This window comes from Pseudomonas sp. GWSMS-1 (assembly GCF_049847425.1).
Lineage (GTDB): Bacteria > Pseudomonadota > Gammaproteobacteria > Pseudomonadales > Pseudomonadaceae > Aquipseudomonas.
In genome coordinates this window covers 1,028,695-1,041,715 of the sequence record NZ_JBMHHV010000005.1, presented here as the reverse complement: position 1 = coordinate 1,041,715, position 13,021 = coordinate 1,028,695, and the positions used below count along the sequence as shown (strand labels likewise).

The window sequence follows — 13,021 nt, the reverse complement described above, 5'->3', positions numbered from 1 at the left end:
AACGGTAACAGGCGACCCGAACATGGCTGCTATGACGCTCTACCATAATCCGCGCTGCTCAAAATCACGCAGCGCATTGCAACTGCTGGAAGAGCGCGGGCTCAACCCAGCCATCGTGCGCTACCTGGAAACGCCCCTGAGCGCCGCACAACTGCAGGACCTGCTGGGTAAGCTCGGCATCCCTGCGCGACAACTGCTGCGCAGCGGCGAAGAGGAATACAAGAGCCTCGGCCTGAGCGACCCAAACCTTACGGACGCCCAGTTGATTGAGGCCATGGCCGCTCAGCCAAAGCTGATTGAGCGCCCTATTTTGGTAGTGGGTGAAAAAGCCGTTATCGGCCGCCCACCGGAAAATATCCTGGAGATTCTGCCGTGAGCGCCCCCTACATCCTGGTGTTGTATTACAGCCGCCACGGCGCAACCGCTGAAATGGCCCGTCAGATTGCTCGCGGCGTGGAGATGGGCGGTTTGCAAGCACGCCTGCGCACCGTGCCCGCGGTATCAACCGAGTGCGAAGCCGTCGCCGCAGACATCCCAGCAGAAGGCGCACTGTACGCCAGCCTGGATGACCTGAAGAACTGCGCCGGCCTCGCGCTTGGCAGCCCAACCCGCTTTGGCAATATGGCCGCGCCGCTCAAGTACTTCCTCGACGGCACCAGCGGCCTGTGGCTGACCGGAGCCCTGGTCGACAAACCCGCTGGCGTCTTCACCTCGACCGCCAGCCTGCATGGCGGTCAAGAAACCACCCTGCTGTCGATGCTGCTTCCGCTGCTACACCACGGCATGCTGATCACCGGTCTGCCCTACAGCGAAGCCGCGTTACTGGAAACCCGTGGCGGCGGCACGCCTTATGGCGCCAGCCATCACGCCGGAGCCGACAGTAAGCGCGCCCTCGATGAACATGAAACCGCCCTGTGCCGCGCACTCGGCCAACGCCTGGCGCAAACCGCGGCAAAACTGGAGAGCACCCGTGGCTAAAACCGCAAAACCGTTGCCCACACTGGAATGGCTCCAGCCGCGCCTGAACATCAGCCGCGCCGCCAGCTTGCTGAGTTTTTTTGGCCTCGGCACGTTACTGGTGGTGTGGAACCTGTGGTTCGCCAACGTCCCCGGCAAACTGCTCTGGGTAGTGCTGGGCGCTCAGCTCATACCACTGCTGCTGCTGGCCCCCGGCATAATCCTCGGCAACGCCCGCGCCCATGCCTGGGCCTGCTTTGTGGTGAACCTGTACTTTATCCAGGGCGTACTCGCCGCCTTCGACCCGAGCAAGGCGCTATACGGTTGGCTGCTAACCGGGCTGAGCTTTAGCCTGTTCTGCGCCGCACTGATGTTCACCCGCTGGCGTTTTCAGTACGAGCGCAAGTTGGCTGGGGAAAACTAAGCCTTAACGGTGCTGATTGAGCGTGACCCGACGCTCAATCAGGCTTACCAGCCTAGGGTTTCTTTAAGGAAGGGAATCGTCAGCTTGCGCTGCGCCTGAAGCGATGCCTGATCCAGCCGCTCCAGCAAGTCGAACAAAGCGTTCATGCTGCGCTCGCCACGCGTCAGGATAAAGCGCCCAACCTCATCACTCAGGTGCAAGCCACGGCGCGAGGCGCGCAGCTGCAAAGCACGCAACTTGTCTTCATCAGACAGTGAGCGCAACTGAAACACCAGCGCCAGGGTCAGGCGCGATTGCAAGTCAGCCAGCTTGACCGGTAACTCACGCGGCGAAGCGCTGGCAGCCAGCAACAAGCGCCGGCCACTGTCACGCAAACGGTTAAACAGGTGAAACAGCGCCTCTTCCCACTCGCTGTCACCGACCACCGCATCCAGGTTATCCAGGCAGACCAGCTCGTAGCGCTCCAGATTATCCAACAGCGCCGGGCCGTAACTGACTAACTCCGCCAGCGGCAAGTAAACCGCCGGCTCGCCGCGCTGCTCAAAGCGCAAACAAGCGGCCTGCAACAAATGGCTGCAGCCCACACCTTGAGCGCCCCACAGATAGATCAGGCTTTCCGTCCAGCCCGCATCGGCCTCGCACAGACGCTCGACATAGCCAAGCGCCGCAGCGTTGGCTCCGGGGTAGTAGTTGGCGAAAGTGGCGTCATCACGCAGACGCACACCTAAAGGCAGTTGTATGGGTGTCATGCTGGGTTGGGCGGCTCGTCGGAACCGCAGGCTGGCTCACCGTAAAGAGCCGAAAGTTTATAGCCTTCTGCTCGCTAAGTCATTGATGGATAACGCGAGTCGTTACTGGATGCTGCCAGCCCCCTAACCGCCAAGCCTTGACGATTTCCGACAGCTGGCTAGACAGGCGCATGCCCTATCAGTAGTTTCTAGCCACAGCGTGCCGTAGTAAGGCACTCGGGCTTGCCTCATGTCGCTTTTCACCCCACCGGTTTCGCTGTCGTTATTCGCAACCGCAGGAATTCAAGGGCTTAGTGCGTGACAAGGAACGTTATCAGACACCTCAAGGTGCGTTATGCGACACCAATGTCGCCTAATAATAGTTAGGTATCACACAGGAATATCATGCGCCGAATATTTGCTGCTGTAATTTTACTATGCATTGTCTATTTTATCGGTGGTTGGATTGCTGTTTCATTTGACTTGCTAAAGAAAGAGGACTATTTCGCCTACGCTGGGATTGTTGGCGGCCTTGCTTCAGTTGCTGGCTTATTTGCCTTGACGAGGCCAGCAATATCAAAATCAGATGTTCAGGCTATCGAACTAGATGCGCTGAGATCGATGACGGAAACAGCAGCACAGTTACAAGCACTCGAAGCTGCCCGCTCTAAAACCAAAGAAGAAATAGGCGGCCTTGAGATAAAGAAACAAGAAATGGAACTTCTGGTTAAAAAAGCCAGCTTAGCTCTTTTTCTAAAAGAGCAATACTCTTACCACGAAAGACAAATCCTTGATGAAGTTGAGTGTAGTCCGCGACTAAGTGAACACCTCCGTAAAGCACAAGAGGTATCGCTCAAACTTGCAGCGCTTAATGAGGAAATTGAGGAGAATCCAAATGTTGCACAACTTAAAGAAATAATTACATCTGCAAGCCGCCAACCGATAACGGTTGATGACCTTATTGACGAAATACCTTTCCCTTTTAATACAATGTCACGCAGTATTCTGCTAATTAGTCGCGCAGTAAGTAATCTTTTCCTTACGCTAAAGTGAAACCTAACTAGTGGTTCAAACCGCTCGCTTCGCTCACTGGGACGGGCTAAAGCCCGCCCCTTAACCAAACGTTAGGGTCAGAGCAAAAATAGGAGTACGACGCACATGGATGTCAGCTGTAATTCACTAAACGAAGTCCGCGAAAACATCGACAACATAGATCGCGAAATCGTGGCATTACTCGCAGCACGCGGTAATTTTGTCACCCAAGCAGCATCATTCAAAAAGACAACAAGCGAAGTAAAAGCACCCAACCGGGTAGAACAAGTAATTTCAAAAGTAATATCACTTGCACAAGAGCAAGGAGCTAACTCTGCGGTAGTAGAAAGCGTCTACCGTGCCATGATTTCGGCTTTTATTGAGGCAGAGCTTAAAGAGCACTCGCGGCTTAACGAAAATCGTGGGAACCCTAACAAGTGGTATATGGACTCTTCCCACAAGTAGTGAGCAAAGCTTTCCTAACCCTGTCGTCAGCGCGGTTGCATTCGTATATCCGGCCTATTTTGGGCTTTACTGCCCTGGCCACTCTGTAGTTCGCGCAGCGGGGGCCAAGCGTTCAATCGATCACGAAGATCATGATTGTTATCGGCCTTATTCCGTTGCAGGACTCGCCTGTTTCGACAGTGTTGCTGCTCACCACAACCACAAGAAAACCATCACATCTTACTGATTGCTCCGCCGTCAGGCGGGCTTTACGCTTTGCCAGTCACCACTGAAACGCCGCTCGTTGCACCACACAGCCCAGCAAATCCTTACCAATTTATTAGCCAGCGCCACAGCTGCTTTGTTGTGGCCGATACGTGACGCTGTCTCGACGGCCCAGCGTTGTAACTGGGTCAGTTTCTCCGGCGTGCGGGCCTGACATCGCTGTGCCGCCAGCAAGGCTGCTCGCGAACCGTGGATCAATAAGGTACGCACATAGACGTTGCCCTGTCTGCTGATGTGGCCCAGTTTACGTCGGTCGCCGCTGCTGAATTCACGCGGTGTCATGCCCAACCAAGCGCTGAGTTGGCGGCCATTAGTAAAACGCTCAGGCTTGCCTACTGCGGTTTTCAGGGCGCTGGCGGTCAGCAGACCAATACCGCTGACCTCATCGAGTTTACGTACCACTTCATCGTCGGCATGCCAGCGCTTGAGTTGCTGTTCGCACTCGACCATGCACTGTTCGTGCAGGTTGATTTCCGCCAGGACGATATGCAGTTGATGGCTCAAGGGGGCGATTTCTGGGCGCTCAACTAACTCATGGGCGGCACGGATAAAAGCGGCGGTAGAGGCTGGAGCTTCGATGCCCGCTTCGCGCAGGATGCCGCGCAGTAGGTTGATCCGCTGGGTACGGCTTTTCTTCCAGGTTTCGCGCAGCCCATGCAGTTGCTGCACCTGTTGCTGCTCATGGGTTTTCACCGGCACCGGATGGATATCCTTGCAGCGCGAGGCTTCTAGCATCGCATCGCAGTCGTTGCGGTCGGTCTTGTTGCGGCGCCGATACGGGCGCACATAGCGCGGGTGGATCAGCTTTACCGAATGGCCCAGTGCCTGCGCCACGCGCCCCCAGTAATGGGCCGTGCCACAAGCCTCCATCACCCACTCGACCGGCTCGCCCTGCTCCTGTATATATCGCCTAAACGCCTCTCGGTTCAGCCGCTTGCGCTGCACCACCTGGCCGGAACGGACACTCTCGGCAACTTGGTAAACGGACTTGGCCAGATCAACCGCAATTCGCTTCATAACGTCTCTCCCAATGATCAGTCACCGCAGTTCTAGGTATAGAACCGTGGTGCGGGGAGAGTCCATTACAGCATTCAAACCGTTCGCTGCGCTAACTGGAACGGGCTAAAGCCCGCCCCTTAACCAAACGTTAGATACTTCACCCAAAATAATACATACCGCCATTGGAGGCAGAATGAAAAATATAACCACACTATTAATTGCAGCTTTGTCTGTATTTGTAATTTCCGGCTGCTCAAGCAGAGCTGGCCCATTTGTCACCAGTATCAGCAGCGACGGCAGAGGCGGACTAATTGTAGAAAAGTGTATGGCTAAATTCGATCCTTGGATGTCTACAGTAAACAACGACAACTGCACATCTACAACAATGCAGGTTAGGTAGTAAAGCATCTAACAACTGGTTAAAACCGTTCGCTTCGCTCACTGGAACGGACTAATCCACCAGCAGTTAAAACCAGTTATTCAAGGAGGAATACATGCCATTTCCAGCACATGAGCGTAAGGCGTTGTTGGCGGTTAAAGGCGTTGGCCCTACTGTTGTGGCTAGGCTTGAGCAAATGGGTGTTGAGTCACTGGCGCATCTGAGTAAGGCCAACGTATTAGATATCGTGGCTAAGGCATCTGACATTGTGGGGTCTACTTGTTGGAAAAATAGCCCGCAAGCCAGGTCGGCTATCGCGGCGGCGATATCTCTGGCTCAGTCTTTTCAAGGCGTAGAGCACCACGAGCTGCATTAGGGAGGCGGCATGCTGAATCTAGACAACAAAATTCCACCACCGCTTATTGCCACCCTATGCGGGGCGGCGATGTGGGGTATCGCCCTCTACACGCCGGGTATTGAGGTGGCTGGGGCATTGCGCATTGTTGGGGCGGTGGCTGTTGCCTTGGCTGGCGTATTCTTTTGTACGGCGGGGGTTGTTTCGTTTCGGCGTGCGCAGACCACTGTCAATCCGTTAAAGCCTGATGCGGCGTCAGCGCTTGTCCGTTCCGGTATCTATCAGGTGTCGCGCAACCCGATGTATGTCGGCTTTGCGCTGTTGCTTGTTTCATGGGCGGTGTTTTTGTCATCGCCGTTGGCGCTGCTGGGTGTGGGTGTTTTCATGCTGTACATCAACCGCTTTCAGATTGCACCTGAGGAGCGGGCCCTGAGCATGCTGTTTGGCGCAGAATTTGAGCGCTACAAAAACGCCGTGCGCAGATGGATTTAAGCCCGTCGTATTGGTAGCGGCTGCAGTAACTTCCCTAAGTAAGGTTCTATATAACCACAAGAGTTAGATAAGCCGATGTGCGCGACCCTGAAGTGGCCCCAGGCGCCCCTAACGGCCTCAGGAAGTGCCCGTGACTGGCTCGAAAGACCATTGGCCAGCGCCTTGCCTGCGCGCGCACCTCTGTTGGGCAGGCAACCTGTTACTACTGCTTCATCGATAGCTCAATACACATAGGCATACGGCGGCGCGGTGCAGACTTCGCCAACAGGCAATGAATCCCTGCCGCACGCTTGTGATCCCCCAAGTGCCTCGGTAACGTGCTCGCTCTTGTCAGGAGAGCCTCATGCGCATTAGCCGTACCTTAGTCGTTGCCCTGTTGCCGCTGTTTGCCGGCTGCCAGCTGTTGAGCGAACAACCGAATGACACCTCAACGCCGCCCACTCGCCTGCAGGGCGAACTCAGCCTGGCAAACGGCGACTTACTGTTTCGCCCCTGCCAGGAGCAACGCAGTTTCGTCATCGCCCATGACGGGGCAACCACCTTAAACCGCGACGCGGCGGAGCTGTTTAGCGATGGCGCGACGCAGCTCTACGTGGATATGCGCGGCGAGCTGTCTAGCACGAGCCAACCTAAGATGGACGGCACCTTCACCCCCAGCCAGGTGTATCGCGTCCAGGCTGAAGGCCATGGCTGCAGTGACATCAATTTCGCCCGCACCCTGCTGCGCGCCAGCGGCCATGAGCCGGACTGGAGCATTGCCGTAAGCACTCAGGGCCTGGTCCTCAATCGTGCGGGTAAAGAGCCGCAAGCGCTGCCCTACCTGGAAGAGCAACTGCCCGAAGGCCGCCTGAACCTCAGCAGCGAGGCCAACGGCCAGCGCCTTGAACTGTGGCTCGCGCCGCAGCGCTGTGTTGACGGCATGAGTGGCGCGGTGCAGCACATGAGCGCCGAGTTGCGCCTTAACGGCGAGGTGTTGCGTGGCTGCGCCTACCTCGGCGGTGCGCGTAACGACTAGCAGGCCGTTGAAAACTACCGGCGTTGGCAATACGGCGTTAAAAACGGCCCTGCATGCTCATTTACAACCCGTAAACGCCGCTTCATCGGCCATTTTTAGCTTGTCTACCTGCCTCGCTTACGTTTTCAAAGGCCTGCGGGCAAGCTATCAATGCGCAGAGAGCTGAGATAGATCAGCCCGCCGGTAGACGTTTGGCCTAAGCTGCAAGGGAAGTCAGCCAAAGGGATATCGTTATGCTGCGCATTGCTATTAATGGATATGGACGTATTGGTCGTTGCCTGGTGCGCGCGTTGTTTGAGCGCAACCTGCAAGACCAGATCCACCTCACCGCGATCAATGACCTGGGTGAGCAAAGCACCCTCGCCCACCTGACGCGCTTTGATTCCACCTTCGGCCGTTTCCCCGGGCAGATCAGCCTGGACGGTGACGTATTCACCGTAAATGGCCACGCGATCCAGCTGCTGCGCGAACGTGAAGTGGCGAATTTGCCCTGGCGTGAGCATGCAGTCGACCTGGTGCTCGAATGCACCGGCAAACTGAAGAAGCGCGAATTGGTCGAACAGCACATCAGCGCCGGTAGCCCGCGCGTGCTGCTCTCGCATCCGCTCGACAGCGCCGATTTGACCGTGGTGTACGGTGTTAACCACCAGTTGCTGGGCGATCAGCAAATTGTCTCCAACGCCTCCTGCACCACCAACTGCCTGGCGCCATTGGCCAAAGTGCTGCATGAGGCCGTGGGCATTCGCCAGGGCCTGGTCAACACCATTCACTCCTATACCAATGACCAGAACCTGCTGGATAAGACCCACAGCGACCTGTACCGCGCCCGCGCCGCCGCGCTGTCGATGATCCCCACCAGCACCGGTGCAGCCAAAACCATCGGCCTGGTCTTACCCGAGCTGGCGGGTCGCCTGGATGGCCTGTCGGTGCGCGTACCAACGCCCAACGTGTCACTAGTTGACCTGACCTTCACCTGTGAGCGCCCAGCCAGCCGTGAGGCGATCAACGCCGCGCTGCAAGCCGGTGCCGCGCAACTGCCGGCTGGGGTGATGGAATGCAACGAGCTGGCGCTGGTGTCCAGCGACTTCAATGGCTACCCGGTGTCCTGCGTAGTCGACCTCAGCCACACCCGTGTGCAGGGCGATCTGGTCAAGGTCTTGGCCTGGTATGACAACGAGTGGGCCTTCGCCAACCGCATGCTCGACGTGATGCTCGCCTGGGTGAAGCCAGACGCACGCTGAGCCTTGCGACCGCCTGGGCGCAGGCGAGCGATGTGCATGACCAATGGGCGAAGCCACTGAGCCCAGAACCGGCGATCACAGGTATAATCGCCGGTCCTAAAATGTTGCCGGGTTGCCTCCGGCCCTGATAGTGGATCGCCCCTCATGCTACGCATCACCGAACTCAAGCTGCCGCTCGACCATCCCGAAGAGGCCCTGCGCCCAGCCATCATCCAGCGTTTAGGGATTGCCGACAGCGAGCTGCTCGACTTCAGCCTGTTCAAGCGCAGCTACGATGCGCGCAAGAAATCCAGCGAAATACACTTCATCTACACCATCGACTGCAGCCTGCAGGATGAAGCGACGGTGCTGAGCACATTGGCCGATGACCGGCATATCAGCATCACCCCGGACACTGATTACAAACCCGTCGGCCTGGCTACAGAAGACCTGGCCGAGCGCCCGCTGGTGGTCGGCTTTGGCCCGTGCGGGATTTTTGCCGCGCTGATTCTCGCCCAGGCCGGGCTCAAGCCGATTGTGCTGGAGCGCGGCACCGAAGTGCGCCAGCGCACCAAGGACACCTGGGGCCTGTGGCGCAAGAATGTGCTCAAGCCTGAGTCCAACGTGCAGTTCGGCGAGGGCGGCGCGGGCACCTTCTCCGACGGCAAGCTCTACAGCCAGATCAAAGACCCCAAGCATTACGGGCGCAAGGTGCTGCAGGAGTTCGTCAAGGCCGGCGCGCCGGAGGAAATTCTCTACGTCAATAAACCGCATATCGGCACCTTCCGCCTGACCGGCGTGGTTGCGACCATGCGCGAAGAGATCAAGGCACTGGGCGGTGAAGTGCGCTTCCAGCAGCGTGTCAGCGATGTGCTGATTGAAGAGGGTCAGCTCAGCGGCGTGGTGCTCGACAGCGGCGAGCAGATTCTTAGCCGTCAGGTGATCCTGGCCCTCGGCCACAGCTCGCGCGACACCTTCCGCATGCTGTACAAGCGCGAGGTATTTATGGAAGCCAAGCCGTTTTCGGTCGGTTTCCGCATCGAACACCCGCAGTCGCTGATCGACCGTTCCCGCTTGGGCAAATACGCCGGCCATCCGAAGCTGGGCGCAGCCGACTACAAGCTGGTGCACCACGCCAAGAACGGCCGCTCGGTCTACAGCTTCTGCATGTGCCCGGGCGGCACGGTGGTGGCGGCGACCTCAGAGCCGAACCGCGTAGTCACCAACGGCATGAGCCAGTACTCGCGCAACGAGCGCAATGCCAACGCCGGTATCGTCGTTGGCATTACTCCGGAGCAGGATTATCCGGGCGGCCCGTTGGCGGGGGTTGAGCTGCAGGAGCGCCTGGAATCGCAGGCCTACCTGCTCGGCGGCAGCACCTACGAAGCGCCAGGGCAACTGGTGGGCGACTTTATCGCTGGCACACCGTCGACAGCGCTGGGCAGTGTCGAGCCGTCCTACAAACCCGGCATCAAACTAGGCGACCTGGCGTTGGCCCTACCGGACTTCGCCATCGAGGCGATCCGCGAAGCCCTGCCAGCCTTCGGCAAGCAGATCAAAGGCTTCGACCTGCATGACGCGGTACTCACCGGCATCGAAACCCGCACCTCCTCGCCGCTGCGCATCACCCGTGGCGCAGACATGCAGAGCCTCAACGTGCGCGGCCTGTACCCAGCCGGCGAAGGCGCGGGTTACGCCGGCGGTATTCTGTCGGCCGGTGTCGATGGTATTCGCGTGGCCGAAGCGCTGATCAAAGACATGCTGGGGATTGCCGAAGCCTGAAAGCAGGCGCCGCCCAAGACACCGTGACGCTCACAGCGCTGACAAGAGCTTTTCCAGCCCCTGTTGCTGGAATTGCTCGCGGACAAAATCGATAAACACGCGGGTCTTTTGCGGCAATAGCTTCTGCCCGACGAAGTAGATCGAAATCGCCCCCGCATCCACATACCAGTCCGGTAATACCCGCTGCACTGTGCCTCGGCGCAGGTATATCTGGGCATGGCCGGTGCTCACCAAGGCAATGCCCAGCCCACTCTCGGCAGCGGCGCAGGCCGCTTCCGGATCGCTGAAGGTCATGCGGGTTTGCATCTCTGCGGAAGCCAACAGGCCCTCGCGGTTGCGCAAGGCCCAAGGGCGCACGCGACCGGTTTGCGGTGAGCGAATCAAGATGCCGGCGTGCTGAGGTAGATCCGCGGGCGAATCCAATCGCGGTGCCTGCTCCAGGTACTGCGGGGCCGCCAACAATACGCGGTGGGCAGGCGCCAACTCGCGCGCCACCACACCTTGGGGAATATCGAAACCACCGCCAATGGCGGCATCAAAGCCTTCGGCAATCAGGTCTACCTGACGGTTATCAAAATGCCAGTCCGGCACGATGCGTGGATAGCGCCGCAGAAACTCCCCCAGCAGCGGCACCATGTACTCACGGCCGAACGATAGGCCCATGCTCACCTTCAGAACACCTGCCGGCTGGCTGCGCAGCCTGGTGAGATTCTCCATCGCCAGTTGCAGAGCACTCAGTCCACCCGCCGCTTCGGCCAGAAAGTGCTCGCCGGCCTCGGTAAGACTCAACTTGCGCGTACTGCGCTGAAACAGTCGCACATCCAGGCTGGCCTCTAGCCGCGCCACATTCTTGCCGACCGCAGCCGGCGTCAGCCCCAGACGCCGCGAGGCCTCGGCAAAGCTCCCGGACTGGGCGCTGCGAATAAAACATTCAATGCAATTAAGCGTGTCCATAGGCGATTCCCCGCGAGCATTCGATAGCGTTTGGATCGAAAGCATATGCGTATTACAGGCTTATTAGAAATCAATCCACGGCAGATACTCACTCCAACACCAAGAAGTACCGACACCCCAACTTACTTGTATGGAGATCGACATGACTCACAACACCCCTACCCTCAACGGCAAAGTAGCTTTTATTCAAGGCGGTTCCCGTGGCATTGGCGCAGCCATCGCCAAACGTCTGGCGCGTGACGGTGCTGCGGTTGCCCTGACCTATAGCCAGAGCGCCCAGCACGCCGAAACACTGGTGCAGGAAATCCAGGCCGCCGGCGGCAAAGCCCTCGCCATTAAGGCCGACAGCGCGAGCGAGAGCGCCATTCGCGGTGCTATTCAGCAAACCCTGAGCACCTTCGGCCAACTGGACATTCTGGTGAACAACGCCGGTGTACTGGCCATCGCCCCAATCGAAGAAATGAGCATCGAAGATATCGATCGCACGCTTGCGATCAACGTGCGCAGCGTGGTGATCGCCAGTCAGGAAGCATCCAAACACCTCAACGACGGTGGCCGTATCATCAATATCGGCAGCACCAACGCCGAGCGCATGCCCTTCGCCGGTGGCGCGGTATATGCCATGAGCAAGGCCGCACTGGTGGGTTTGACCAAGGGCCTGGCCCGCGACCTGGGTGGCCGTGGTATCACAGTAAACAACCTGCAACCGGGCCCGGTGGACACCGACATGAACCCAGAAAACGGCGAGTTTGCTGATAGCCTGAAGCAATTGATGGCCATCAACCGGTACGGTCGCGCCGAAGAAATTGCCAGCTTCGTGGCTTATCTGGCGGGCCCGGAAGCGGGCTATATCACCGGTTCTAGCCTGATGATTGATGGTGGTTTTTCCGCCTGAAAACGCACCACCGCACTGCTAAACACTCCAGTTGCGCAAGCGGCCGGAGTGTTTAGAGCGCCCAGGCGCGCTGATCACTCATGCCTTGCTCCTTAATCCAGTACACCAGCCGGTATCACCTGCGTGCCGCGCCATTGGCTGAGCAGCACGCCGGCGAACACCAAAGCCGCAGCCAGCATCTGTAGGGCATTCAGGCTTTCGCCCAACAGCAGTATGGCGAACAACAAGGTGAATACCGGAATCAGGTTGGTAAACCCCGAGGCTTGGCTCGCCGGCAGGCGGCTCACGCCGAAGTTGTATAAGCCATAAGCGCCCACCGTGACCACAATGCCTAAATAGACGATGGCGCCCAGCCCCATAAGACTGACAGCGGTCGGCAACGGCGCACTCAACAAAGCCATGGGCAGAAAGAATAGAGTGCCGACAAACGCCACCATGGCCGTCAGCAGAAAAGGCGAATAACGCCCCGATAGATGCTTGAGCAACAAGGTGTACCCTGCGGCACAGAGCATGGCGAGTAGCTCGTAGAAGTTGCCAAGCACGGGGTTACTGGCATGTTCATCGGCACTGCCAGCCAGGCTCAGCCAGACGGCGCCAACCAGGGCGATAAGAAACCCGGCCAGGGTGATGCGGCTGATCCGCTCGTGCAGAAAGACAAACGCGCCGACCGCCACCAGCAGCGGCAGCAAGGCCGTGACCATGCCGGCCTGGGCAGCACTGGTGTGCTGCAACGCGAGGGCTTCAAAGAGGAAATACAGGCAGGGTTCGCAGGCCGCCAGGCCCAAGAGGTACTTCCAGTCACCGGCGCGGTAATGCATCTGCCCGCGCCAGCGCCAGGCCAGCAAAAACACCAGACTACCGAGGGCCATACGACCGAAGATCACCCACAACGGCGGCAACTCGGCAAAGGCCAGTTTCAGCGCAATAAACGAACTGCCCCACAGCGCCATGGCAATCACCAGGCAGATCACCGCCACACGTCTGCCCTGCTCGCGCATCGTCCACCTCGGCTCAAAGACGCAGTCTAGAGGGGCCGGTGCGCCGCCGACAGATACAGTTA

The 13,021-nt window shown here is 58.2% G+C and carries 15 protein-coding genes; 11 read left to right on the top strand and 4 right to left on the bottom strand.

What is annotated here, in order from left to right; translation table 11 throughout:
- Window positions 1-22 precede the first annotated feature (22 nt).
- From arsC to ACEPAJ_RS08350, 3 genes are read left to right on the top strand one after another with little or no spacing between them, the layout of a single operon-like run.
- A complete protein-coding gene (gene arsC, locus ACEPAJ_RS08360; RefSeq protein WP_425914482.1) occupies window positions 23-376 on the top strand; it encodes an arsenate reductase (glutaredoxin) in 354 nt (117 codons plus the stop codon).
- The gene (gene wrbA / locus ACEPAJ_RS08355) at window positions 373-978 is read left to right on the top strand and encodes an NAD(P)H:quinone oxidoreductase (protein WP_425914481.1); all 606 of its coding nucleotides are present in this window, start codon (window positions 373-375) and stop codon (window positions 976-978) included. Before arsC ends, wrbA begins: the two co-directional genes overlap by 4 nt.
- The gene (locus ACEPAJ_RS08350) at window positions 971-1,381 is read left to right on the top strand and encodes a DUF2069 domain-containing protein (protein WP_425914480.1); all 411 of its coding nucleotides are present in this window, start codon (window positions 971-973) and stop codon (window positions 1,379-1,381) included. The genes wrbA and ACEPAJ_RS08350 overlap by 8 nt, the downstream gene beginning before the upstream one ends.
- A 44-nt stretch (window positions 1,382-1,425) precedes the next feature.
- Here the strand turns inward: ACEPAJ_RS08350 and hda are convergent, their stop codons facing one another.
- Complete coding sequence (gene hda, locus ACEPAJ_RS08345; RefSeq protein WP_274089339.1) at window positions 1,426-2,130, bottom strand: DnaA regulatory inactivator Hda; 705 nt, start codon at window positions 2,128-2,130, stop codon at window positions 1,426-1,428.
- Window positions 2,131-2,514: 384 nt separating this feature from the next.
- Here hda and ACEPAJ_RS08340 point away from each other — a divergent pair, with 384 nt between their 5' ends.
- Window positions 2,515-3,162 (top strand): hypothetical protein, encoded by a 648-nt coding sequence (locus tag ACEPAJ_RS08340; protein WP_425914479.1) that lies wholly within the window; start codon window positions 2,515-2,517, stop codon window positions 3,160-3,162.
- A gap of 105 nt (window positions 3,163-3,267) precedes the next feature.
- Window positions 3,268-3,606: a chorismate mutase gene (locus tag ACEPAJ_RS08335; RefSeq protein WP_425914478.1), complete on the top strand. Its 339-nt coding sequence runs from the start codon at window positions 3,268-3,270 to the stop codon at window positions 3,604-3,606.
- A gap of 237 nt (window positions 3,607-3,843) precedes the next feature.
- Here the strand turns inward: ACEPAJ_RS08335 and ACEPAJ_RS08330 are convergent, their stop codons facing one another.
- Window positions 3,844-4,887 carry an IS110 family transposase gene (locus tag ACEPAJ_RS08330; protein ID WP_425914477.1) on the bottom strand — a complete coding sequence of 348 codons (1,044 nt, stop codon included), beginning with the start codon at window positions 4,885-4,887 and terminating at the stop codon, window positions 3,844-3,846.
- Between the two features lie 476 nt (window positions 4,888-5,363).
- Between ACEPAJ_RS08330 and ACEPAJ_RS08325 the strand changes: the two genes are divergently transcribed.
- The 5 genes from ACEPAJ_RS08325 to ACEPAJ_RS08305 all read left to right on the top strand — a co-directional run bounded on the left by ACEPAJ_RS08325 (window position 5,364) and on the right by ACEPAJ_RS08305 (window position 10,112).
- Window positions 5,364-5,624, top strand: a complete 261-nt coding sequence (locus ACEPAJ_RS08325; RefSeq protein WP_425914476.1) for a helix-hairpin-helix domain-containing protein — start codon at window positions 5,364-5,366, stop codon at window positions 5,622-5,624.
- Between the two features lie 9 nt (window positions 5,625-5,633).
- A complete protein-coding gene (locus tag ACEPAJ_RS08320; RefSeq protein ID WP_425914475.1) occupies window positions 5,634-6,095 on the top strand; it encodes a methyltransferase family protein in 462 nt (153 codons plus the stop codon).
- A gap of 343 nt (window positions 6,096-6,438) precedes the next feature.
- Window positions 6,439-7,110 carry a COG3650 family protein gene (locus ACEPAJ_RS08315; RefSeq protein WP_425914474.1) on the top strand — a complete coding sequence of 224 codons (672 nt, stop codon included), beginning with the start codon at window positions 6,439-6,441 and terminating at the stop codon, window positions 7,108-7,110.
- A 233-nt stretch (window positions 7,111-7,343) separates the two neighbouring features.
- Entirely contained in the window at window positions 7,344-8,351 is a 1,008-nt protein-coding gene (gene gap / locus ACEPAJ_RS08310; RefSeq protein ID WP_425914473.1) for a type I glyceraldehyde-3-phosphate dehydrogenase, read from the top strand.
- Window positions 8,352-8,495: 144 nt separating this feature from the next.
- A complete protein-coding gene (locus ACEPAJ_RS08305) occupies window positions 8,496-10,112 on the top strand; it encodes an NAD(P)/FAD-dependent oxidoreductase (RefSeq protein WP_425914472.1) in 1,617 nt (538 codons plus the stop codon).
- Between the two features lie 30 nt (window positions 10,113-10,142).
- On the opposite strand, the gene ACEPAJ_RS08300 is transcribed toward ACEPAJ_RS08305, so the two are convergent.
- Entirely contained in the window at window positions 10,143-11,066 is a 924-nt protein-coding gene (locus ACEPAJ_RS08300) for a LysR family transcriptional regulator (protein WP_425914471.1), read from the bottom strand.
- Between the two features lie 142 nt (window positions 11,067-11,208).
- Here ACEPAJ_RS08300 and ACEPAJ_RS08295 point away from each other — a divergent pair, with 142 nt between their 5' ends.
- Window positions 11,209-11,961, top strand: coding sequence for a 3-oxoacyl-ACP reductase family protein (locus ACEPAJ_RS08295; RefSeq protein WP_425914470.1), 753 nt, complete (start codon window positions 11,209-11,211; stop codon window positions 11,959-11,961).
- A gap of 92 nt (window positions 11,962-12,053) precedes the next feature.
- On the opposite strand, the gene ACEPAJ_RS08290 is transcribed toward ACEPAJ_RS08295, so the two are convergent.
- Entirely contained in the window at window positions 12,054-12,959 is a 906-nt protein-coding gene (locus ACEPAJ_RS08290; protein ID WP_425914469.1) for a DMT family transporter, read from the bottom strand.
- Window positions 12,960-13,021: the final 62 nt, after the last annotated feature.

Coding starts and splice junctions, on each gene's coding strand:
- ACEPAJ_RS08290 (WP_425914469.1), bottom strand. CDS start 12,959: ATGCGCGAGCAGGGCAGACGTGTGGCGGTGATCTGCCTGGTGATTGCC.
- ACEPAJ_RS08340 (WP_425914479.1), top strand. CDS start 2,515: ATGCGCCGAATATTTGCTGCTGTAATTTTACTATGCATTGTCTATTTT.
- hda (WP_274089339.1), bottom strand. CDS start 2,130: ATGACACCCATACAACTGCCTTTAGGTGTGCGTCTGCGTGATGACGCC.
- ACEPAJ_RS08325 (WP_425914476.1), top strand. CDS start 5,364: ATGCCATTTCCAGCACATGAGCGTAAGGCGTTGTTGGCGGTTAAAGGC.
- ACEPAJ_RS08295 (WP_425914470.1), top strand. CDS start 11,209: ATGACTCACAACACCCCTACCCTCAACGGCAAAGTAGCTTTTATTCAA.
- arsC (WP_425914482.1), top strand. CDS start 23: ATGGCTGCTATGACGCTCTACCATAATCCGCGCTGCTCAAAATCACGC.
- ACEPAJ_RS08320 (WP_425914475.1), top strand. CDS start 5,634: ATGCTGAATCTAGACAACAAAATTCCACCACCGCTTATTGCCACCCTA.
- ACEPAJ_RS08300 (WP_425914471.1), bottom strand. CDS start 11,066: ATGGACACGCTTAATTGCATTGAATGTTTTATTCGCAGCGCCCAGTCC.
- ACEPAJ_RS08315 (WP_425914474.1), top strand. CDS start 6,439: ATGCGCATTAGCCGTACCTTAGTCGTTGCCCTGTTGCCGCTGTTTGCC.
- ACEPAJ_RS08330 (WP_425914477.1), bottom strand. CDS start 4,887: ATGAAGCGAATTGCGGTTGATCTGGCCAAGTCCGTTTACCAAGTTGCC.
- ACEPAJ_RS08305 (WP_425914472.1), top strand. CDS start 8,496: ATGCTACGCATCACCGAACTCAAGCTGCCGCTCGACCATCCCGAAGAG.
- gap (WP_425914473.1), top strand. CDS start 7,344: ATGCTGCGCATTGCTATTAATGGATATGGACGTATTGGTCGTTGCCTG.
- ACEPAJ_RS08335 (WP_425914478.1), top strand. CDS start 3,268: ATGGATGTCAGCTGTAATTCACTAAACGAAGTCCGCGAAAACATCGAC.